Here is a 23,764-nt window from a genome sequence, read left to right on the forward strand (position 1 = left end):
TCCCCCACCCCACCCCTCCACACGTCATGGCCGGCCTTGTGCCGGCCATCCCGATCGGAAGAGCGCGGCGCCTCTCGCATCGGGATCACCGGGACGAGCCCGGTGATGACGTGGGAGGGTAGGGTGAGCGGGTGATGACGGGGAGAGGGTGGCAAAGGCCGGTGCCGACACTCTCCACACGTCATGGCCGGGCCTGTCCCGGCCATCCCGATGGTCCGATGCTCCCATCTTGAAGCGGCGCATCGTTCGCGGCGGACCCTCTGGATCCGCACGATGCGGTGGCCCTCCATCCCGGCGGACGAGGCGCCGGATGTGCGGCCTGGAGGTGTGCAGCCTCGGCCAGGGCGCGACGCACGCGGGCTGCCATCGACAGGGCCCCGCGTGCCAGGAATACGCGTGCCAAGGACACGCGTGCCAAGAATCCTGATGCCACGCGCCCCATACCGGGAATCCCGGTGCCAAGCCCCGTGCCAGGTCCAAGCGGCCCAATCGGGACGAGCCGTTGAGCCGTCGAGCCGGCATCGTGCCGACGGACCACGAAAAATCCCCGGCAGGGTGCCCTGCCGGGGTGAAAGGCGAAGCCGGAGAGGCCCGTCAGATGATGAAGATGTCGGCGGCCTTCAGCCCCTTGATCTTCGCGATCTCGACCTCGCCCCCTCGTCCGGACCCGTTGGTGTCGTAGTACAGGACGCCCCCCTTGTAGACCAGGTAGTCCTTCGAGTCCTTGGCCCGTCCGGTGGAGAAGATCGACGCGTCGATCTTCACCGGCGCATCGATCGTGATGAGCGTGCCGGGCTTGGCGAGCTTCTTGAACACGGCGTCGTCGAGGAAGATCTTGTCCTGGCCGGACTTGAAATCCATGACCTGGTCCAGGTTGGCCGACTTGCTGGGCTTCTTGGTGAACACGAAGGCGTCGTTGCCGGCGCCGCCATAAAGCTTGTCGTTGCCGGCCTCGCCGAAGAGCATGTCGTCGCCGGCATCGCCCTTGATGACATCGTTGCCGACGCCGCCATAGAGCTTGTCGTTGTCGGCCCCGCCGAAGAGGTTGTCGTTGCCGGCATCGCCGAAGAGGGTATCCCGGCCGGCCTCGCCCTTCAGGATGTCGTTGCCCTTGCCGCCGAAGAGGCTGTCGATGCCGTCGCCGCCCAGGAGCGAGTCGTTGCCGCCCTCGCCGTAGAGCTTGTCGTCGCCGGCCAGGCCCTTGATGGTGTCCTTGGCGTTGCCGGAGCCGCCTTTCAGGATGTCGTCCTGGGGCCCGCCGTTGATCTTGTCGGCCTTCTTCGTGCCGCGCTTGTTCAAGGTGGTCTCGTCCTTGACGCCGATGGTGAAGACCTGCTCGTAGGATCCACCGAAGTTGTCCTCGACCTTCACCTTGATCTGATGAGATGCCATCTCCTCGAAATTGACCTCGGAGGCGAGCACGAGCTGGTTGTTGACGATCTTGAAGGGTCCCGGCACGGATCCGGTCTGCACCAGGCTGAACTTGAACGTCTGTCCGGCATCGATGTCCGTCGCCCCGAGCGTCCCGACGACATCCCCGACTTTCGCGTATTCGCTGACGACCGCCTTGTCCAGGGAGATGCCGGTCGGGCTATGGTTGTTCCCGAGCGACGTGACCTTGATGCTGGAGTCGTTCGTCACCACGCCGCCATGCTCGTCCTTCACCTCGATGGTGAAGGACGTCACCTCGTTGTTGAAGGCAGTCGGCCGGTCGCGGGGATCGTACTGCAGCGCCCTGATCTTGACCTGAGCGTCAGCGGCCGAGCCGAAGAAGGTGTAGGTCTTCTGATCGTCGTTCCAGATGAAGCCGTTCAGGTTCGTGAGCACGCCCTTGCTCGAGTCGTCGAGCTTGATCGTGACGGTCACCTTCTCGCCGGCGTTGCTCTCGCCGATCGCGACATCCTTGAAGGGGTTGACGAGGTTGACGTTCTGATCGTGCGCGATCGTCGGGTTGTAGGCGGCCGCCACGAGGGTGGGCGCCCGGTTCTCGACCTGGGACCGGACGACGATATTGCTGTTCGTGACCGTTGGGTTGAGCCCGTCATTCACCTCGATGGTGAATGTGGTGTCCTCGGTCGCGTCGACCGCTCCGTTGGGACGCGGCGTCGGGGTGAAGGTCAGGTTGCGGATGGCCGCCTGGGCGTCGACGGCCGCGCCCACGAACTTGTAGGCGTTGTCGGCTGCGCTCCAGGCAAAGCGGTTGTCGCCGCTCAAGGTCCCCTCGGTGTTGGTGTCGAGCTTGACCAGCACGGTGACCTGCGGGCTGTCGTCGGCGATGGTCACGGCTGTGAACGGCTTGGTGGTTGCCGTGTCCTTGATCGTCGTCGTCGCGGCCGCGGCGGTCAGGGTCGGTCCGGAATCGCCCGTGACTTTGTACTGCCTCGTGACGGCGCCGTGCTGGTTGACGCCGGAGAAGGCATCGACCAGGCTTGCCGTGAAGACCGTGTCGCCCTGGACAGTGGGCTTGAAGGTCACGCCAGTCAGGAAATTCGTCACGTTGGCGGCCGAGCCGGTGAACGTGATCATGCCGTTTGCGCTCTGGTTGTCGACCGTCACCTGGGCCGTGCTGGTCAGGCCTGACCAGTCACCGTGGTTGGCCGCGAAGGTCACCGTCAGGGTGACCATGTCGCTTTCCTGATCCGCCAGCTGGATCCCGTCGAACGGCTTCATGACGGCGTTCAGGGCCGCCCTCTGGTCGGTCTCCATGGCGGTGAACGTAGCGTTGTTGTTGATGTCCGCCACCGCCGTTACGGCGCCGCTATTGGACCATTGGGTATCCGCCGCGGGCTTCACCTGCACGGTGAACACCGTGTTCGTAGCGTTGCCGCTGAACGCATCCGTCGCATCGAACTGCATGCCGGACAGGATGCCGTTCAGGGTATCCCGCGTCCCGGTGAACGTGTAGGTGCGGATGTTGTTGGCGTCGACCGGATCCACACCGTTGACCCTGCCGAAGGTGCCGTTGGCCTGCGCGAACGACACCTCGATCGTCAGCTGGTCGGTGTTGTTGGCGTGGCTGACCGCGAGGTTGTTCTCGAACGGCTTGATCAATCCGGTCGATTCCCCGTTCACCTGGGCCTTTTGCCCGGTGATGGTGGGGCCTGCCGCAACGGGAACGTCCTTGAAGCGGATGGTGACGTTCTTGACGTCCGACACGGCGCCATGGTTGTCGGTGGCCGTGACGGTCAGAGCGTAATCCTTGTCCTGCGTGATCGCCGGGAGCTTGCTCTTGTCGAACGAAATCTTGCCGGTTGCGTCGATCGAGAACAGACCGCCGAAGGTATCGGCCAAGGCGTAGCCGGCCAGGGTGTCGCCCTGGTTAGGGTCGTGCGCCGCGACGGCCGCCACGACGCCTGAATTTGCCGTCTCCAGCACCACGATCTTGTTGGCATCGTTGCTCTGTCCAGCGCTGCCGTTCGTGTCCGGATTGACGGCGTCGACAATGGGCTTCTCGTTGACGTTGTTCTTCACCCGGATCGTCACATTCTGTGTGACCGGGAGGCTGTTGCCGTCCGTCACCGTGACGGTCAGAACATAATCGTTGTCCTGCGTGATCGCCGGGAGCTTGGTCGCATCGATCGAGATCTTGCCGTCCGCGCCGATCGAGAACAGCGCATTATGAGTATCGACGAGGCCATAGGCGATTGTGTTGCCCTCGTTGTCGTGCGCCGTGACGGCTGCCACGACGCCCGACCCGGCATTCTCGTTCACGACGATCGTGTTGAGATCAGCACCCTGCCCATTCGTGCCTTTCCCCTGACCGTTCACGCTGTCGATCACAGGCGGGGTGTTAGTTGCCGCCTCGGGCTCAATGTCATTGAGGTAGACATCGACAACCGCTTGATGAAGCAATTCGTTTGTTGCGCTACGGAAGTTAAATTGAACTTGATCGTGTACAGCTCCATCGATCCCGAAATCTTGGTCTTCGAAGTCAAAGAGAGTCGACCCACCGTTCTTCACCCTAAGGTAATAACCGTCTATGCCATTGTATGTACCATGCCATACTTCGTAGCGACCGCCCTTATCATCGACTACTTCGATGGTGAACGTAGCAGGATCAGTCGGTTCGAAGCCCTCGAGCTTACCAACAACTGTTCCCGCAGTAATATTCTCATTGATATGTACGCCGAACTGACCTTCCTGAGCACCGCCGTCGTTTACCACAGCCGTTATCGTCAAGTTCAAAGACATCAGAAGCCCCTTTTAGAATCGATATTTCGTTACGTTTAATGGAGAGGCGACTTGTTGGCAAGCCGTCTCCCTTTAGATGACGAAGAAGCTCTCGTGCGTCAGTGTCGGAGCCGGAGTCGAAACCGTATTCTGGAATGTGGCGAATAGAACCGCAGCTTTCGAACCAGTTCCATCCTGGTCATACCAAAGCTTGGCTGCCGCCTTGTCGTAGATGATCCGACTGTTTGCATCCTTCGCTTGAGTGCCTTGAACAAAGGCGTTGGCGCTCAGCATTCCAACGGTCTCGAGAGCTCCAAAGATCGAGAGCGCAAGCTCGATACGATCGTTCTCGGCAACCTTGAAATCTTGGATGCGGTCGACATTTGTCGTGGCTAGCCGCGTTTCAAAGCGGAAAGCGTCTGCTCCGGCACCGCCAGTCAAGACATCCTGTCCTGTCCCGCCGCTCAACGTATCGTTACCACTCGCTCCGTCGAATATGTCACTACCGGAACCACCTTTGATGACGTCAGCGTTAGCTGTGCCCGTGACACGTTCACTCTTGATATTCTCGACTCCAAGCTTGAACGTCTTCAACACAGCGGGATTGATGCCATCGCTTACTGATATGGTGAACGAGAACTCGCCGGTTGCGATTTGTTCGAAGTCGATCTTGGTATTGTCCTTGACAATGAGCTGGCGTCCGACCAGTTCAACACGTCCTCCACCATTATCAACAAGGGTATAAACAAGGTCGTCTTGGTTCTGCACGCCCTCTACCGAGATGTTGCCGATAGCTCGCCCGACGCCGAGATGTTCGCGCACGAACTTGTCAGAGAACTTGATATTCATAGCCCCGCTCGCCGGCGTCGAGGTCACGGCGATGTGCTTGACCACTGCCGGGTGGTTGCCGTCCTGGACGCTCAGCCCGATGTCCGTCACCTCGTTGGCGGCGTTGGGGTCGAACTTGAAGCCCTTCAGGAGAGCGTCGAGCTGGTCCGCCGTGCCGGAGAAGGTGTAGGTTCTCACCCCGTTTACCACCGACCAATCGTTGCCGGCGCCGAGCAAGGTGCCCCGGCCCTCGGCGAAGGTGATGATCGCCGTCAGCTTGTCGCCGTCCTGGTCGTCGATGTCGATGGCGCCGAACAGGGCCACCGGCACGTCCTCAGGCGTCGAGAGGGTGGCCTGAAGACCGACGACCGTCGGGTCATGGGAGCCGCTGTCGTCGCCATGGGTCGTCTGCACCGTCACGGTGCCCGTCACCGGCGCGTGCTTCTCGTCCTGCACAGAGATGGTGAACTGGGTGACGGCCGGCGCGACGTCGTTCTTCGGGTCGAAGGTGATCTTCCTGAGCATCGCGTCCAACTCGTCCGCAAAGCCGCTGAACGTGTAGGTGATCGTCCCGCCCGATTGGGACACCAGGGCGGTGACCCCGGACGGGAAGGCCAGGGTGCCGTCCTCCGAGTCGAAGGAGATCGACACCGTGAGCTTGTCGTTCTCCTTGTCCGACAGGTCGATGCCGCGCAGCAGGTACACGGCGAGGCCGTTGTCCTTCGCGTCGGTGACCTCCGTTCCGGGAGCGAACTTGAGGACAGGCTTCTCGTTGTCGCTGTCGTCCCCGTGGGTGGTGTTGACCGTCACCTTGTCGGTTACGGCCGCGTGCAGCGGATCCTGATCCCGCACTAAGATGGTGAACTCCGTGGAGGCCGGCGCGACGTCGTTCTTCGGGTTGAAGGTGACTTTTCTCAGGATCGCATCGAGCGCGTCGGCCTTACCGGTCCAGGTATAGGTCCGGTAGCCGGCGCCGTCGACGCCCCCGTCCTGCCAGGTGCCGCTCGGGTCGGCGAGATCGCCGGCCGCCGCGAGGAACCGGACCGTCAGCGTCAGGGTGTCGTCCTCGTGGTCGGAGAGGTCGACGCCGCGGAAGAGGAACACGGCCAGTCCGTTGTCCTTGGCGTTGGTGACCTCGGTTCCGTCGGCGATCTTCAGGACGGGAAGCTGGTTGTAGCCGTCGTCCGGCGGGAAACCGTCCAGCACGGTCACGGCCTCGACGCCCTGCGCCTTGTAATGGGCGATGGCTGCATCGATGGCGTCCTGATTGGCGTAGAGCCCCCGGTAGAGGAAAGCCGTATCGTTGCCGTTGATGCTGCCGTTGTTGCCGAGCAATTCGCCGTCGATCTCGTCCCCGACATTCACGATGAAATAGGTGTCGTTGCCGGCGCCGCCGTTCAGCGTGTGCCGGATCCCCATTCCCGAGAGGCTGCCGTCGAGGGTGTCGTTGCCGAGCCCGCCGATGAGAGTGCTCGAGTAGGCGTTGCCGATGAGCCTCACGTCGGCCGTGATGCTGCCGACCTTCAGGATCTCGACCTGGGCCGTCTGGCCGAGGTGGTACTCGGCCCCGAAAACCTCCACGGTGTCGGTGCCGCCGCCCGTGCCCTCGACCACCACGTCGTTCACGTTGCGGACGCGGTAGGTATCGTTGCCGGCACCGCCCTCGAGCCGATCCGCCACGCCCTCCGTACCGTCGAGGGTGTCGTTGCCGTCGCCGCCCATCAGGGTGTTGGCGGAGACGTTGCCGTGGATGAGGTTGTCCAGCGCGTTGCCGATGAGCGTGACCGCGCCGGTCGTCGAGGACGCGTTCAGGCTCTCGACATTGGCCGCGGTGAGGGCATAAGTGTTGAACTGATCGTCGAACGCGATACCGGACGTGAGCATGACCGTGTCGATGCCGCTCGCGCCGCCATTCTCCTCGACGATGACGGCTGCGAGATCGGCCGTCGACGCGATGATGTAGGTGTCGTCGCCGTCGCCGCCCCGGAGCACGTCGTGGTTCGGGTTCGCGGGGTCGCCGCCGACGCCCCAGAGGATGTCGTCGCCCACGCCGCCGATGAGCGTGTTGGAGAACAGGCTGCCGATGAGGCTGACGCCGCCCGTGACCTCCTCGGCGACCTGCAGCACCTCGATCGCCTGGTCCGGATTGAGCTGGAAGAAGCTCGTGTGGACATAGGCGATGTCGTAGCCGCCATCCGGTCCCTCGGGCTTGGTGATCTCGTTGCCGATGTAGATGTGATAGATGTCGTCTTCGTCGTTGGCCAGCCCGGACGCCGTAGATCCCACGAAGGCGTGGCTCTGGACCGATTCCTCATTCGAATCCACCAGGGTAATCGTGAAATCCGTCTCCTTGTAGGCGTTTGGAGTATTGGCGTCGGCCGGCCGGTCCTTGGGATTGAACTGCAGGGCACGCATGAGCGCCTGGAGCTGGGCGCTCGTGCCGCGGATGCTCATGAGGCTGTCGCCGGGCGTATAGGTGAACTGCACGCCCGCATAGGCCGGATCGTTGAGATCCGGCACATTGAACTTGCCGTCCTGGCCCCACTGCACGACGACTGTCATGACAGCCGCCGGGTTGGCGTCGTCCTCGTCGTCCTGCAGCACGATGTTCTTGAACGGAGCGGTCGTCTCGTTGTCCTTGATGGAGAAGAAACGATCGCCGTTGAAACTGATCCGAGGCAAGTGGTTCACGCTGTTCTCCGGGATGACGTTGACCGTCAGGGTCCGCTCCAGGACGCCGCCATGGGCGTCCCGCACGCGGACCGTCACGCTGTACGCGGTGCCGTCGTCCACATCGAGGCTCTCGTTCTCCTTGAGTCTCAGTTCGTTACCGACGACCTTGAACTTCCCGGTGGGGTCATAGGCGAGCTCGTAGGTGAGCTTCCCGGCGTCGTTGGGATCGGGATCCTGGCCGATCAGGACCCCGACCAGAGCGCCTTTCATATGCTCGCGCACCGTCGCCTCGTCGCCGGTGGCGAAGGTCAAGCTCGTCGGGTCGTTGTTCAGCGGGTCGTCGGTCGTGACGTCCTCGATGTTGATCCTGAAGATCTTGTCGAGGACATTGCCGTGCGGATCGGTGACCCGCAGCACGACGTCGTAATATTTGTGACCGTCCGGCAGCTTGTCGTAATCGAACACGGCGCCGTCCCGCAGCTTGAGGACATTGCCGATGACCTCGAAGAAGCCACCTGAGTCCCCGCCTGGAGCGATCGAGTAGGTCAGGTCATTGACAGCGTCGTCCGCGTCGGTGCCGATCAGGTGACCGACCACGATGCCGCGCTGGTTCTCCTGAATGGTCGTCTCGGTCGAATGGTTGTCGGGTTCGTTGAACGTCAGATTGGTCGGTTTCTGGTTGCCGGCGTTCTCCGGCAGCACGTTGATGGTGAAGTCCTGCTCCCGATGGCCACCATGGCCGTCCGCCACGAGGACGGTCACCGTGTAGCTCGCCTGCGCCGCCCGGTCCAACTGCACCGTGTCCTTGAGCTTCAGCACGTTGTCGACGATCTCGAACTTGCTGCTGGCGTCGCCGATCAGGTGATAGGTCAGGAGCCCGGCATCATTCGCATCCTCGTCCTTGCCGAGCAGGATGCCGATCACCGCCCCGGCCTTGTGCTCGACCACCCCGGCCGACAGCTGATTGTCGTCGAAGGTCAGGCTGTAGGGGTTGTGGTTGGCGAGATCGTAGACGTCGTCTACGTCGATCGTGAACTCCTGCGTGGTGGATGCGCCCTGCGGGTCCGTCACCTTCACGCTGACCTTGTAGGAGGTCCCCGCCTCGTAATCGAGCGCCACGCCGTCCTTCAGCTTGAGCACGTACTGGCCCGTCGCCTCGTCCCGGACGACCTCGAAACTGTCGCTCGGATCACTGTCCAGGGCGTAGACGAGGAAGGAGGCCTCCGTATCGTCCATTGCCTTGAGGGTCCCCAGGATAGCTCCGCGCACGTTCTCCGTCACGTGCGTCTCGACCGAGCCGTCCGCGAAGGTGAGGTTCGAGGGCGTCCGGTTGTTGGGGAAGTAGTTGTCGACGCGGATCGAAATGCTGAGCGGTGTCTCGCCGCCATTTCCGTCGGACGCTACGATGAGGCACGCGAAATCGCGGTACTGATAGCCATCGGCGACCTGGATCTTGCTCGGATCGTGCACGATGATGCGGCCGTCGGTCGTGATCTCGAACTCGCCGTTCTGGCTGATCGTGCTTGTGGTGCCGTTCGCCAGCTTGAACAGGTAGGTGACCGGGTCGCCGTCCTCGTCCACGGCGGCGAGCTGGCCGATCGTGGCGCCCGCCTGAGCCGTCTCCAGGATGCTGTTGCCCGTCAGGGTGACGTCGGCCGGCCTGTCGTTCGCATCGGTGACCTCGACCACGACCTTGACCGGCGCCGACGAGGCGCTCCCATCCGTCGCCACCACCCAGAGCTCGTACCATCTGTGGCCGTTCTCGTTGTGGAGATAGGGATCTTCCCCCCCGGACTCGTAGTTGATGACGGCGCCCGGCACCACCTTGATGCTGCCGTCCGTGTCGATCCAGAACCGGCCGCCCGCATTGGCGCCCGGGACATTGGGCGCAAAGATATAGCTGACGGGATCGCCGTCCGGGTCGGTCGAGGGCACCTGCAGCTGCGCGACGACCGCGTCCCCTGGGGCGTTCTCCGCGATCGAGCTGCCCATGAAGACCGGAGCATTCGGCGCGTCATTGCCGTTGGTGACGATGACCTTGATCCGCGCGACCGCGGATTCGAGACCTTCGTCACGCTCATAGGCCTGCACCTCGACAAAGACGTAGTGATTGCCCTGGTCGTCAATGTCGAGGGTCTCGTAATCGAGCTTCGTCGTGAGCGTGATCTCGCCGTTGTCGTTGATGCTGAACTTATCGGCGCCGTCCGCGATCTGGTAGCGGATCGGCCCGCCATTGCCGTCGTCGTGCGAGAGCACGCGCCCGACGAAGCCGGTGGTGTTCTCCTCGATCTGCGGCTGTCCCGTCTGCAGCTCGGGCGCGCCCGGACGACGGTTCGGAACGGGATTGACCGTGATCGTGATCGGTTGGGGCGTGATGTAGGAGAGGCCGCTCCCACCCATATCCGTGACGCGGACCAGGAACTTGAACTCGGTCGGCGAGGTGATATCCGGGATGGTTCCGTTGGCCTTCCGGACGACGCCTGTCATCGGGTCGATCTCGAACATGGCGGAGCTGTCGAGGACGTTGCCCTGCAGGTCCAGGAGCGCGAAGCGGAAGTCCTTGAACTGGTCGGCCGCATCGGGATCGGTCGCGGTCGGCCGGAGGCTGACGACCTCGCCCGGCAGCGCGTCCTCGTCCACCTGAAGCGTGCCGCTATAAGCGATTCCGGTCGGCGCGTCGTTCGAATCGTCGACGAAGACCATCACCTCGAAGGGGTCCGACGAAATCGAGGTCTCGCTCTCGGTCGCCTGCACCACGACGCGCAGGAAGGCCCGGCCATTCAGATATTCGAACGCGGTGGTCTCATAGTCGATCGCGTGTCGCAGGCTGATCGCGCCGGAGCTGCTGATCTGGAACTTGTCCCCATGGGAGAGGAGCTTGTAGCCGATCGTCCCGCCGTTGCCGTCGTCCATTGCGATCACGTGGGCGATCGCTCCAGAGGCCGGCGAAGTGAGCTCGTTGATGGTCACGACCGTGTCGCTTTCGACCGAGAAGTTCGGCGCGTAATCGATCGTGCCTCCTGCGATCGTCTGGACATGCTCGATATTGGCGAGCTTGCGGGCATCGAAGTTCTTGACCGAGATGTACGCCCAGTCGTCGCCCTCGACGAGCCCGTTGAACTCTCGCGGAACGTCGTTCAGGTCGTCGATATAGTAGGTGTCGTTGCCGAGCCCGCCCGTCATCACGTCGGCGCCACGCCCACCGTCGATGACGTTGTTGCCGCTGTTGCCGATGATGACGTTGGCGGCGTTGTTGCCGGTCAGCCTGACAGCCGTGTTCCCGGGCTGGGCCGTCAGGTTCTCCACATAGACGGAACCGCCCTTGCTGAGATCCCAGTCGACGGAGGTGTAGATCGTGTCGACGCCCGGTGCGGCGATCTCCACGACCACGTCATTGAGGTCATCGACGTAATACACGTCGTTGCCCGCGCCGCCGGCCATCGTGTCGACTCCGATGCCGCCGTTGAGGGTGTCGTCGCCCGAATCCGATCCGCCCACGAGGCTATCGTTGCCGGCACCGCCCAGCAGCGAGTCGCTGTTGTCGCCGCCGTCGAGCGTATCCGCATCCGCGCCGCCATCGAGGGTGTCAAAGCCGAATTCGCCGTAGATCTTGTCGATACCCGCTCCTCCAATCAGCGAATCGCTGTCAGTCCAGCCGTGGAGTTCGTCGTTGCCGTTGCCGCCGTCGAGGGTGTCGTTGCCGTCCTCGCCGTAGAGCATGTCGTCCTCGTCGCCGCCGGCGATGCTGTCGTCGCCCGCATTGCCGTTGATGGTGTCATTGCCCCCGCGGCCGTCGATGAAATCCTTGCCCCCGCCGCCCTTGAGCTCATTCGCGCTGCCATTGCCGATGATGCTGTCGGCAGCATTGGTCCCCTGCACATTGACGATGTTGGCAAGCGTATCGGTTCCGCCGGTCGACTTGACGGCGGATCCCGCGTTCAGATCGACCTGGACGGAGGCGGTCAGCGACAGGTAATCGACGATGCCGGATGCGGCGCCGCCGTCGATGCTGTCGGAACCGGCCGAGCCGTAGAAGAAATCGTAGCCCGCGCCGCCGATCAGCGTGTCGTTGCCGCCGCCGCCGTAGAACCTGTCGCTGCCGCCTCCGCCGTCGAGCCAGTTGCCGTTGTTGTTGGCATAGAAGATGTCGTCGCCGTTGCCGGTCGTGACCTGCCAGACATATTGCAGGATATCCGTATAGGCGCCGTCCGTCACCGTCCCGACGACGAGGTTGACGGTCCGGTTGATGGCCTGCCCGGCATAGGTGAAGTTGAAGCTCGCGGTGCCAGTGACGGACGTGTAGGTGTAGTCGCCATAAAAGGCCCAGCCGCCGACCAGGACGTCATTGCCGACGTCGCCGATGAGAACGTCGCCCCAACCGCCCTCGAGCCGGTCGTCACCACTGCCGCCCCACAGGACGTCCCTGACGATGTCGTCGTTGTTGGTCGTTCCGTTGCCGGTCAGGTAATCATTTCCGGCTCCGCCTTGCAGACCATCGCCATCGGCACCGCCATCGAGGCTGTCGTTGCCGAGGCCTGCCTTCAGATCGTCTCCTCCGGCCATCCCGAGCCAATACCAGGACTTTTGCACGGTATCGTACTGCGCGTCGATCGAGAATCTGTCGCCCGCTTTGCTGTTCGAGCTGCCGAGGTCGACGCCAATAATCTTCTCGACATCAGAACCTATCCAGGCGTTCTGGCTGCCCCCTCCCACACGCGTCCAGAATCCCTCGGCCCGATAGCCGTTGAAGGTCATGAAGGGGCTGTTGAAAGTGGTGAGCGCTTTTGAGAAATCGACGGTGTCGAAGCCACCACCACCAAAGTAGCCATCTCCGATCTGCCCGTCGTCAGGAATCCCGAAGAACCGGCCGTAAATGTAGTCATTACCTGCGCCACCATCGATTGACGCGTCGCCACTCCCACCCGCCCAAATCGTGTCATTGCCGGCTAGAAGGTCGTAGCGCCAGGCGAATCCCGTCCCTCGCAGGTCTACGTTATCGGGTCTATCCGGATCGTCGCGGCCAGTTTGATAGACACCCGCTAGCATCGTGACTGGCGCCTCATCGCTATTAGGCGCGAGCGACGATGGATGACCGGCAGACGTCGCGCTGCCGGTCTCGTGCGGCGAAGGGCCGGCGCTTGCCGCCGGGTGCGAGGCCTGCGCGGGCGGTGCATCGGCCGCATCATGGGCGTGAGCCGTCTCCCGTCCCTGCGCCCCGTGCGCGAGGGCATCGCCCGCCTCGGGCGCGGTCCGCACCCCGTCGCGCTCCGCGAGCGCCGGCTTGTGGGCTGCGGGCGCGGCGTGGGATGTGGTCTGGCCCGCGGCCGGGGCGGCCACGTCGAGGGAGCGGCGTCCGTCCTTGTCGTCCTGCGTCAGGTCGAGGGGCTTGCCATGGCTCGTGCGGTCGTCGACGGGGGGAGCCCGGTCCGAGATGGGCGAATGGGCGGCCGCGCCGCCGGTCGTGGTGTCGATCACATTCCCGACGTCGATCTTCTCGCCGATGACAGTCTCGAAAACGGGCTTGTTCATGATCCTATCCCCTTGCCTCTACCGCTACGCAACTCCGCCGGACCCACCGGGGCCGAGCGCAAATGAATTAATATTACGTAACATATCGCAGCAGTGGGAGAAGGCAACGATATTACGCAAAAATGCTTAAACGACCTAAGGTTGTCATTCGCCGCCGAGTTGGCACGATCAGGGGTTGCCGGAGCAGGCGCCGGGCTTAGGAATTTCAGCCCCGAGAACGCGGGCCGTTCCTCTGCCGGCGGTGCTGAACGTGTTGGTTTCCCTGGAAAGTGCAGACAGCGCCTGCTCTGCACGGCGCGGAGCCGCTTCCCTTGGCGCAGGCGCGTTCGCCCCTGTCCGAGCGCCTCGATGGGCAGCACAGATTTGCAAGAACCACCTTGCATTCACGCAAACTTGCGATGTTATGAAGCCGCCGGATGCGGGACAGGACGAAGGATCGCGCCAAACCGCCGGTCATGGCCGCACAATCCAGGGCTCCCTCGACTCGTCAGCCCATAGGGGTGAACTCGCCCGTCATGGGCTGTCCTGTGCCGGCTATCCGGCTCCCCCAGGCCTCGCTATCCGTCGTGGCCGGGCTTGTGCCGGCCATCCCGATCGGAAGGGCGCGGCGTCTTTCGCATCGGGATCACCGGGACACGCCCGGTGATGACGTGGAGGATGATCCTTGCTGTGGCGTGACCTTTCCCACGTCATGGCCGGCCTTGTGCCGGCCATCCCGATTGTTTGAAGCCCGGCGCCTCCCGGAAGCGGGATCACCGGGGCGAGCCCGGTGATGACGTGGGAGGTGGTGAGAGCGGGCGATGACGTGGAGGGGAGAGACGGCCATCCCGATGGTCCGAGGCTCCCATCCTTGAGCGGCGCGTCGTACGAGTCACGGGCGGGTCCGGCAACGTCGCGCCTCGTGGTCCCGTGCGGCAATTTTTTTGCCGGCGAAGCGCTCCGCCGCGCCGAAAAATGGTCTACAGAAGCGCCCGCGGGATCGACCGGGGAGCGAGGGGCGAACACGATGGCATCGAAGGGCTGGGCGGCCTTCCGCCACAGGGATTTCCGGCTGTTCTGCGCGGCCCGGTTCGCCATGGCGCTGGCCGTGCAGGTCCAGACGGTCGCCGTCGCCTGGCTGGTCTACGATGCCAGCGGCAGCGCGCTCAACCTCGGCCTGGTCGGGCTCGCGTCGTTCCTGCCCACCATTGCGCTCGTGCTCGTGACCGGCCTCGTGGCCGACCGGTACAGCCGGCGCGGGATCCTCATGCTGGTCTTCTCGGCCATGATGCTGACCTCGCTCGGCCTGCTCACGCAGGTGCGGGCGGGCGTGCCGGCGCTCTGGCCGATCTACGGCCTCCTGGTGGCCTTCGGGGCCGCCCGGGCCTTCGGCAACCCCGCCGCCCAGGCCATCGTGCCCGGCCTTGTGCCGCCGGGCGACCTCGCCAATGCCATCGCCTGGAACTCCTCGGTCCAGCAGGTCGCCACCATCAGCGGCCCGGCGGTCGGCGGCATCCTGTACGCGGTCCACCCGACGGCGCCGTTCATGGGATCGGCCGTATGCTTCGGGCTCGCCGCCCTGCTCGTGGCGGCCCTGCGCCTGCGCCCGGCCGAGGCCAGGCGCGAGCCGGTGACCTGGTCCCGCCTCGTGGCCGGGCTCGTGTTCCTGCGCACGAGGCCGATCCTGCTCGGGGCGATCTCCCTGGACCTCTTCGCGGTCCTTCTGGGCGGAGCCACGGCCCTGATGCCGATCTTCGCCCGCGACGTGTTCCATGTGGGCCCCTGGGGCCTCGGCCTCCTGCGCTCCATGCCGGCGGTCGGGGCCGTCACCATGGCGGTCGTCCTGGCTCATTCCTCGCTTCTGTCCCACCGGGCCGGCCTGCGCATGCTGCAGGCGGTGGGCGTCTTCGGCCTGGCGACCGTGGGGTTCGGCCTGTCCACGAACTTCGGCCTGACCCTGGTGCTGCTCGCCATCCTCGGGGCGGCCGACATGGTCAGCGTCGTGGTGCGCCAGACCCTCGTCCAGGCGGAGACCCCGGACGATCTGCGCGGGCGCGTGGCCGCGGTCAACACGGTGTTCATCGGCGCGTCCAACGAGCTCGGCGAGTTCGAGTCGGGAACGCTCGCCTGGCTCGTCGGTGCCTCGCCCGCCGTCGTGATCGGGGGCATCGGGACGATCATGCTCGCAGGGCTCTGGCGGTTCTGGTTTCCGGATCTCGCCCGGCGCGATCAGCTCGTCCGCAGCGAGGCGACGGCGGAGGCCGCGCCGCAGAAGACCTGATAGGCAGGGTCATTTGGACGAGGCCGGGGCCTCGATCTGATGCCGGATCCGCTGGATGTAGAAGTCGTGGTAGTCGTCGAGCCCGAAAACCTTGCCGGCCTCCCGACAGATCAGGATCGTCTCGAGAGCCTGCGACCATTCCCTGGCCCGATAGGCCGCGAGCATCGCGTCGTTCCGCTCCAGCACGCCCATGAAGTCGGGATCCGAGGCCATGTCGGCCCGTCCGAGCAGCGCGAAGATGCGCTCGGGCTCCTGCTTGCCGCGGACCTGCAGATGATCCAGCTCGAGGACGGCGAACCGCGAGCGCACCGCCTGGGCGGTCTTCTCCCCGACGATGATCGGGACGCCGTACTGCTTGGTCAGCCCCTCCAGGCGGGACGCCAGATTGACCGTGTCGCCCAGGACGGAATAGTTGAAGTGCAGGTCGGAGCCGAAATTGCCGACCACGCAAACCCCCGTGTTCAGGCCGACCCCGATCCGCAGCGGTGCGGCCCACTGGGTCGGGTCGGCCTCCCGCCGGCGCTCGTCGTTCAGAGTCTCGAGGCTCTCCAGCATGGTGAGAGCGGCCTCGCAGGCATGCGCCTCATGGGAGATGTCGTCGAGCGGGGCGTTCCAGAACGCCATGATGGCGTCGCCCATATATTTGTCGATCGTTCCCCGATGCTGCACGATGTCCTTGGTCAGGGGCGTGAAGAGGCGGTTGATCAGCGCGGTCAATCCCTGCGGGTCGTCCTTGTACGCCTCCGAGATGGCCGTGAAGCCCCGGATGTCGGAGAACAGCACGGTGAGCTCGCGCTGCTCGCCGCCCAGCGTCAGCCGCTCGGGCGAATGCGCCAGCTGTTCGACGAGATCCGGGGAGATGTACTGGCTGAAGGCCGATCGGATCCAGCGGCGATCCGCCGACACGGTCATGTAGTTCGTGCAGATCAGGACCGCATAGACGAGGAAGCTCGAGGTCAGCGGGAACGTGTAGTCGATCAGGAGATCGAGGGTCGAGAAGCAGTACCACGACATGCCCAGGATCAGAGCCGCGATCGTGCCGCCGAGCAGGAAGAGCGGCCCGGCGCTCACCCTGGGGGCCAGCCCGATGACCGTCAGGGCGAGCAGGGCCGCCAGCAGGATTTCGGCGAAGGCCGTGTAGCCGGGGCGGCTCAGGGTCGATCGCGTCAGCGCGCTCTCGAGCAGTTGCGCGTGCAGCTCGACCCCGGGAAGGGCCGGATGGACGGGCGTCACCTTCAGATCGAGCAGCCCGGCCGCCGAGGTCCCGATCAGCACCATCTTTCCGGCGATCCGATCAGCCGGGACACGGCCCTCCAGCAGGTCGATGGCGGAGATGTACTTGCTCAGATCGGGAGCCGAGAAGTGGATCCAGATCCGTCCCTTGCCGTCGGTCGGAATCTCGAAATCCTGCACGCTGACGCTTCGCACGCCGCTCGGATCCGTCTTGATGAGGATGCTTCCGGCTCCCGTGGCCACCCGCAGCATTTCCAGAGACAGCGACGGAACCACGGTCTGGTTCGCCAGGGCGACGACCGGGACGCGGCGGACCGTCCCGTCCCCTTCGGGGCTGATCGAGAAGAGGCCATGTCCCTGCGCTGCATCATCCAGGACGGGCAGGTTGCGCAGCAGCTGCGGAAAGTCCACCAGGAACGCGCGCGGGTCCGGTCCCAGGGTGGCGATCGGCGCCTGACTGGCGGGCCGGGCGCTCAGCGCCGCTCCCGATACGCGATAGCCCGACTGTCCGAGGACCACCTTCGCGTTGCGGATCGCCGCGGCAAAGACCGCATCGTTGCCGGGCAGACGCCTTAGCCTCTCGATCGTCGCATCGTCCAGCCCCTGAAAGGTTCTCGCCGCAACGTCCGGAGAACTGCGATCCTCTTCGGGGAAAAGCACGTCGAATCCGATGACCTCTCCCCCGAGCCCCACGATCTTCGAGATCATCTCGGCCATGACCGTGCGAGGCCATGGCCATTGCCCCAGCATCCTCAGGCTCTGCTCGTCGATATCGATGATGCTGACGAGGTCCTTGCGTTCGGTGCGCGGATGCATGAGCTGATAGAGATCGAAGGATTTCTGGCGCAGCGCCTCCACGGGTCCCGGGTCCCAGACCCGCAAGGCCAGAAGGCTGACGAGAAGCAGCAGGCTGACGATCCGCCCGATCCCGAAGCGCCGCAGCTTTTTGAGGATCACGGTCATCGGGTCGGATCCGTCGAGCCGCATGTCCGTCCGGCGGCCCCATTCCCTTGGACGCTTGCGCCCGACAGCCTGTGGCCGGGAATGAAGCGGCACGCCGGTCGGGTCATGGATCCCTCACAGGATGAGGTCCGTGGAACGGGGGAGAGCGCCCGCGATCGTCAGCTCCGTCGTCAGGACCTCGCCGCTGGCGAAGGTGACGATGGCCGACACCGTGTTCCCATCGCCCACCAGCCGCCTCAGGCCGCCGATGGAAGCATCGAGGACATACCCGCTCGCTGTTGCGGTGAGGTCTTCGGGACCGAACTCCGGAATCTCCGTTCCGTTCACGAAGATGTCGAGATCTGTGACGGCCCCGCTCGGGAGCGGTGCTCCCAGGACGGAGACATCGATCTGGTCCGGCGACGTCAGACGCGAGGCCCCGCCCGTATTGTCGATCACGTTCAGCTGGGACAGGCTCGCGTCGGCGCCGACGCCAAGGGCCGTGATCCGCGCCTCATGAACGTCGTTCAACGTGGCGAGCTCCCCGTTGACCGGGCCTTGCCCGTTGCCATCGGAGAGGAAGTAGAGAAAATTCTTCTCTCCGCCCTGGTCCAAGTCCTGCAGCCGTTCGTTGGCTGCCCGCAGCGCGTCCGCGAAATTCGTGCCGCCTCCTGCGTTCAACCCTCTCAGATGGCTGGCGATCGCGCCTTCGCCCGCGACGCCGAGGCTGAACGTCATGGCGTTCACGATTCCTCCTGCCGAGGCTTCGGCCGGGTCGGCGCTGCCATTGAACGGGATCACCGTCACCGTGACGTCGGCTGGGGAAAAGCCCAGTCCTCTGATGCGCTCGGTCAGCGCGATCAGACTGGCGATTTCCGCATCCAGAACCGTATCGGCGCGCCCGTCGCCATTGAGATCGCCGACCGGCGCTCCCTGGAACGGATCCGACGTGCTTCCCGAGATGTCGATCAGGTAGAGCACGTTCATCTGAGGCTGCAGAATCGGCCCCAGACCAATGACGAGATCGAGGTCCGCCGTTGCAGTCGTCGTTGCCGACGGCGCATCGATGGTGAGAGAGACCGGCTGGCTGTTGAAACCCAGGGTGTCACCGCTCGAAGCGGACACATGAGGCGCCGAAAACGTTCCGGTGCCGCGCACCTGCACGGTGACGTCCGCCGTGTCGCTGCCTCCCTTCCCGTCGGAGATCGTATAGGTGAATGTCACCGTCGCGGTCTCACCCGCGCTGAGGGCCTCGAATTCCGTTCCCGGATCGAAAACGAGATCTCCGGACGGGTTTCGGAAGACCGATCCCTCGAGCGGGGCGGTCCAGTTCGTGATATGGATCGCATTGCCGTCCACATCACGGTCGTTCGCGCGCACGGGCAGGATCCGTTGTCCGGCCTCTGCGGCATCGAGAATGCTGTCGCTCGCGGCATTGGGAGCGTCGTTTCGCCCGATGACGGTCCAGGACACCGAAGCCGGAATGCGGACGTTCTCGTCGATCTGCAAGATATAATCGATGGTGACGACCTGGGATTCGCCCTCTCCCAGATGCTGATAGGCCGGGTGCGACGGATTGAGAGAAAAACTCTGCGAACCGGCGAGAAATCGCACGCCCGCAGGCAGCGTGGCCGGTACGATCAACACGGAGCGCCCCGCCTCGTCCCGCATCAGAGTGTCGGGCAATGCGTCAAGCCGGGCAAGCGGTCCATCCTCGATTGCCCGTCCGAGAACCTCGGCAGGAGACGTGATGATCGCGGGAATGATCAGGTTGGAGGGCGGCGCGCGTCCCGTGCCGGATGGGGTGATGACGCTGAACTGCGACGGGTCGGGGGTTTCGACCGGTTGGGGCAGGTTCACCGGAACGATCGGCGCATCCTCGAAATCGCTGCTGCCCCTCCTCTGTCGCGGCTCCTGGGAGAACACCTGAAAGAGATCCCGGACAAAGTCGCTTTCGCCACGGATGTCGTCGCCCGTTTTCGTGATCTGCGTCACCCGCGGTTCGGAGCCGGCGACGGGAGTCAAAAGCGTCGACGTGCGGGCGTCCGACATCGCGGTGATCACCTGCGACGGGTCAGCCTTGTCGAGCAGGAGGAAGGAACCGACGGTTCCGTCCGGCTCGGTCAGCAGCGAGAACCGCGTCGCACCACTGACGGCGGCGACCTCTGCCTGTACGGCGGTTCCCCTGATGGCCATGGTGGCGACGGGAGTATCGACCTTGAGATCCCCTGTCTTGGCGATCCGGCCCGCGACAAATCCGATCAGACCTTGAACGAGGGTGAACAGCGCCGAATTCGAGCTCGAATCGGCAGCGTAGACCATATCGTTCAGCACCATCCGGGCGCTGGCGGACAGGTTGAACACCGTCCCGTCGTTGAACTTGATCGTCAACGAGGACGACGATCCGGTCTGAACGACATCGCCTTTGGCGACCGCGTCGCCGACCTGCAGGTCGACCGACACGCCATTTCGCAGGACCGTCGCGGTCCCCGACACCTTCTCGACCCGCCCGATCGGCGCGCGCCCGGCAGGAGCACCGGAGAGCTGGGCATATTGTCCCCGCAGATCCGCTCCTGCGAGCAACGCGATGGTCTCTGCTGTGAGGCTCGCTCCCTCGGGCGTCGTGATGTTCAGGCGTCTGTCCCCGCTGAAATAGTCGAGAATGACCGCCGTCGCGTCAGGCCTCGCCAGCAGAAGATCGGCCCCAGATCGCTTGAAATCTGCAGTAAACAGGAGATCCTTATCCGGAAAGACAACGGATGCGTCAGAGTCAGCGCGGCTCTCCGACGCCTCGGCGGCGTCGACCCAGATGTCGAAAACACTGGCGCCGTCCCGAGACTGGTACACAGCTGAACCCTTGTGTTCCAAGGAATGATAGCTCTTTCGAACGTTCATTCCTACCGGAAGGAAATCTCAAGGTTAGGCATCCTGGCCGCAGGCTTGTCGCCGGGCCCTGTCCAGGACACGAAAAATATGACTCTAATCCTGCCCGTCTTGCAGCTCCTCGGCCTCGCATGGGACGACTGAATTCCGATGAAGGCTTTTTCATCCTGCCCGAGGGATCACTTCAGTCCTTCTGCCGAAGGGAAGAACGGGAGATCGTATCACGCCCGGAACCCTTGGCGGCGGGGTCCTCGGCCGGTCTCGAGAAGAAGGTGTCAGCCCTGCTCCACTCCAGAGAGCGTCCGCTTGCACTCCGGTCGGCTTGTCGCTGCCGATCATGCCTGCCGGCCCATCGTTCCAAGCCATTCCGATCTTCTCCTCCATGACATCGCTAACACCGGTCTTGATCGACTGCGTCGTCGATGGTCCTGAATGATCCGCGGTCTTGAGCCTGTTTCGGTGAAGTGGATCCGGTTCACCGTCAGAAACGGCGACGGGTCATGGTGTCCTCCTGGAATGATGCCGTCCACGCATTCGCAACATCGCCCCATCGGATGCCGTCCCTCCCGGCGAACCTTCAGGCACTCATCCTACGAACTCATGGGCACGGCACTCCTTGGTGCGGTCTTGACTTGCCCGGGACGGCATAACGGAACATCGAAAGCGACGCGGCAGAATCCGTTGCTTTCGATCTCTGCATCGATCCCGTACTCGTTCAGGATATCCTCGACGATGCCGAGACCAATCCCGCTGGAACCTGGCTCCGATCGTCCCGGAACGCCCCGCTCGGGCCGTCCTCCCTGTCCATCGCCCGAGAACCCAGGACCGTCGTCCGCGACACTGATCCTTGCCTTATCGTCCAATCTTTCCACCTGGATGGTGACGCAGGCTTTCGCCCATTTACGAGCATTGTCGAGCAGATTGCCTATGACCTCGCCAAAATCGTGGGGATCCATATCGATGGCCACGTCGGCTGGGATATCCGTCTGCCAAATCAGCCGCTCACCTCTCGGCATGTGCTGCATCAATCGCAGAAGACGAACGATGGTCTGGTCGACTTGCGTATAGGCCCCGCAGGCGGCTGGGGTGCCGCTCGTGCGAACCCGCGCGAGTTCGCGCTCCACATGCGTGTAGATCAAGCGAAGCTGCTCCTGCATGCATTCGGCAGCCTCCTGAAGCCCCGCTTGCTCAAGGCGCCGCACCTCACCCCCCAGGATCGTCAAAGGCGTTTTCAAGCCGTGAGCCAGCGCGCCAGCGCGGTCGCGCGCCTTGCGGACGAGATCTTCCTGGCGGTCAAGGAGGTTGTTGATGCTCTCGACGAGCGGAGACAGTTCGTCGGGAAAGTGTCGGGTCATGCGCCGGATCTGACCGGTCCGTATTGCGTTCAGTTCCTGTCCGACCGACCTCAATGGACGCAATCCCAGCCAGAGCTGAAGCCATGCGAAAAGGACGAGCACGGCGGCAATCGGGATGAGGACCCGCGTCACATCCCATCCGAAGGCCTGACGCAGTTCTACGATCTGGTCGTGATCGAGGGCGACGGCGAGACTCACACGACGCGGACCCTGCGGACCATCCGTCGCGACCTCCCGTTCGATGATGTAGAGTTCGGAGCCGTCGGGCCCTTCGACCTCGAATGCGCGGTCCTGTTCACCGCTTTCTCGATGTCCATTCGTTGGAAGCTCCTTATCCCATAGAGAACGCGACCGCACGATCGCTCGTCCACCTTCGGAGACTTGCCAGTAAGCTCCGCCATAGGGCTGGTGATAGCGGGGATCCGTCAGCTTCTCGCCAATCTGACCCTCGCCTCCCGCGCCGAAGGCCGTTGCCAGTTCCGTCCAGTGAATGTTGAGATCCTGCTCGACATACCGGAGAACCTGTCGCTCGAAGAAGAAAACCAGCGATGCGCCTGCGACGGCAATCGTTGCGACGATGGACATGACGGCGACGAACAGGAGCCGGAGCCTTATCGAATTGCGTGTCATGACGCGGGCGTCTCCATGATGTATCCGTGACCACGTCGAGTTCCGATCGCCTTCGCTCCGATTTTGCGACGCAGGCGGGCTACGAGAGCCTCGACGGCGTTACTCTCCGGCTCGTCCGAGCCATAGACATGTTCGACGAGTTCACCCTGGGTGACGACGCGGTCTCGGTTGTGCGCCAAGTACCTGAGCAGACGGAATTCAAGCGGCGATAGCTCGATCGCTCTGCCATGAAGCAGGACCCTCAAACGCCGCGTGTCGATATGCAGAGCGCCAACCTCGATGAGAGGTGTTACGTGGCGCCCCACCCGCCGCAGCAGCGCAGCCAAGCGGGCCAGGAGTTCCTCCATCTCGAAGGGCTTCGTCAGATAGTCATCGGCCCCGGCGTCAATTCCCTCAACTCTTTGAAGCCATGATCCTCGTGCCGTCAGGACCAGGATCGGAACCGTGCTGGACTCGTCCCGCAATCGCCTGACCACGGAGAGGCCGTCGAGCTTCGGCAATCCGAGATCGAGGATGAGCGCATCATACTCCTCGGTCGATGCCCGGAACCATCCTTCCTCGCCATCTCGCGCGATATCGACCACATATCCGGTTTCGGCCAGAGCATGGTGGATGTCCCTGGCGATGGCCGGTTCATCCTCGACGAGAAGGATTCTCATCAGCGTCTCCTGATTTGGAGGATTTGGCTGTTCCGCGCATCGACGACGACCTCCTGATACCGACGGTCGCGGGTGAGAATGAGGAATTCGTAACGCCATTCACCAGTCCAGGATTGGCGCAGATCAACCTCCAGAACCTGACCCGGAACGGCTCGCGAGACCATGGGAAGCACAGCGCTCAACGCAAGAGCCCATCCCTGTGAAACCGCCTCCCTGGCACTCTCGGGGGAGGTGCTGCCCCAGCCACGCGACGTCGCGTTATCGTCATCGTCACGCCCTCGACCGCGTCCACGACCGGAGCCGTCATCTCCACCACGACCCTGACCTTCTCCGCCTGACCCGTGGCCAGGACCGCTGTTGTCGCTGCCCCGGCCGCTATTGTCGCTGCCCCGGCCGCTGTTGTCGCTGCCGCCATGCCCTCCTCCATCGCCGCCTCCTCCGCCATCTTTGGCGAACGTGGTCGTTGGGTGACCGGTTTGCACAGCGGCGGCAGCCAAAGCCGCAACGATGAAGACGAGGAGGTGGCGCCGGATCATGGGAACTTCCAAAGTCACTCAGCATAGCATGTCCCACCTGATATTTCGCTGACATGCATTATCAGC

At 63.6% G+C, this 23,764-nt stretch carries 7 protein-coding genes; 1 reads left to right on the forward strand and 6 read right to left on the reverse strand.

The window, feature by feature from the left end:
• Positions 1–594 precede the first annotated feature (594 nt).
• Positions 595–3,852: a hypothetical protein gene (locus OCW50_RS10210; protein WP_262297411.1), complete on the reverse strand. Its 3,258-nt coding sequence runs from the start codon at positions 3,850–3,852 to the stop codon at positions 595–597.
• 411 nt (positions 3,853–4,263) lie between these two features.
• On the reverse strand, positions 4,264–13,200 hold the full coding sequence (locus OCW50_RS10215) for a hypothetical protein (RefSeq protein ID WP_262297412.1): 8,937 nt from the start codon (positions 13,198–13,200) through the stop codon (positions 4,264–4,266).
• A gap of 1,006 nt (positions 13,201–14,206) precedes the next feature.
• Between OCW50_RS10215 and OCW50_RS10220 the strand changes: the two genes are divergently transcribed.
• Positions 14,207–15,460 (forward strand): MFS transporter, encoded by a 1,254-nt coding sequence (locus OCW50_RS10220; protein ID WP_262297413.1) that lies wholly within the window; start codon positions 14,207–14,209, stop codon positions 15,458–15,460.
• Between the two features lie 9 nt (positions 15,461–15,469).
• Here the strand turns inward: OCW50_RS10220 and OCW50_RS10225 are convergent, their stop codons facing one another.
• The 4 genes from OCW50_RS10225 to OCW50_RS10240 form a co-directional block, all read right to left on the reverse strand.
• Positions 15,470–17,656 (reverse strand): CHASE2 domain-containing protein, encoded by a 2,187-nt coding sequence (locus OCW50_RS10225; protein ID WP_262297414.1) that lies wholly within the window; start codon positions 17,654–17,656, stop codon positions 15,470–15,472.
• Positions 17,657–17,770: 114 nt separating this feature from the next.
• Positions 17,771–20,482 (reverse strand): cadherin-like domain-containing protein, encoded by a 2,712-nt coding sequence (locus OCW50_RS10230; protein WP_262297415.1) that lies wholly within the window; start codon positions 20,480–20,482, stop codon positions 17,771–17,773.
• A 626-nt stretch (positions 20,483–21,108) separates the two neighbouring features.
• On the reverse strand, positions 21,109–22,503 hold the full coding sequence (locus tag OCW50_RS10235) for a sensor histidine kinase (RefSeq protein ID WP_262297416.1): 1,395 nt from the start codon (positions 22,501–22,503) through the stop codon (positions 21,109–21,111).
• Entirely contained in the window at positions 22,500–23,162 is a 663-nt protein-coding gene (locus OCW50_RS10240; RefSeq protein WP_262297417.1) for a response regulator transcription factor, read from the reverse strand. Before OCW50_RS10240 ends, OCW50_RS10235 begins: the two co-directional genes overlap by 4 nt.
• Positions 23,163–23,764: the final 602 nt, after the last annotated feature.

It is taken from the genome of Microvirga sesbaniae (genome assembly GCF_025460805.1).
In the GTDB taxonomy this organism is placed as follows: domain Bacteria; phylum Pseudomonadota; class Alphaproteobacteria; order Rhizobiales; family Beijerinckiaceae; genus Microvirga; species Microvirga sesbaniae.

Excerpts from the sequence above, each read along its gene's own strand:
- OCW50_RS10220 (WP_262297413.1), top strand. The coding sequence starts at position 14,207 with ATGGCATCGAAGGGCTGGGCGGCCTTCCGCCACAGGGATTTCCGGCTG.
- OCW50_RS10240 (WP_262297417.1), bottom strand. The coding sequence starts at position 23,162 with ATGAGAATCCTTCTCGTCGAGGATGAACCGGCCATCGCCAGGGACATC.
- OCW50_RS10235 (WP_262297416.1), bottom strand. The coding sequence starts at position 22,503 with ATGACACGCAATTCGATAAGGCTCCGGCTCCTGTTCGTCGCCGTCATG.
- OCW50_RS10215 (WP_262297412.1), bottom strand. The coding sequence starts at position 13,200 with ATGAACAAGCCCGTTTTCGAGACTGTCATCGGCGAGAAGATCGACGTC.
- OCW50_RS10225 (WP_262297414.1), bottom strand. The coding sequence starts at position 17,656 with ATGACCGTGATCCTCAAAAAGCTGCGGCGCTTCGGGATCGGGCGGATC.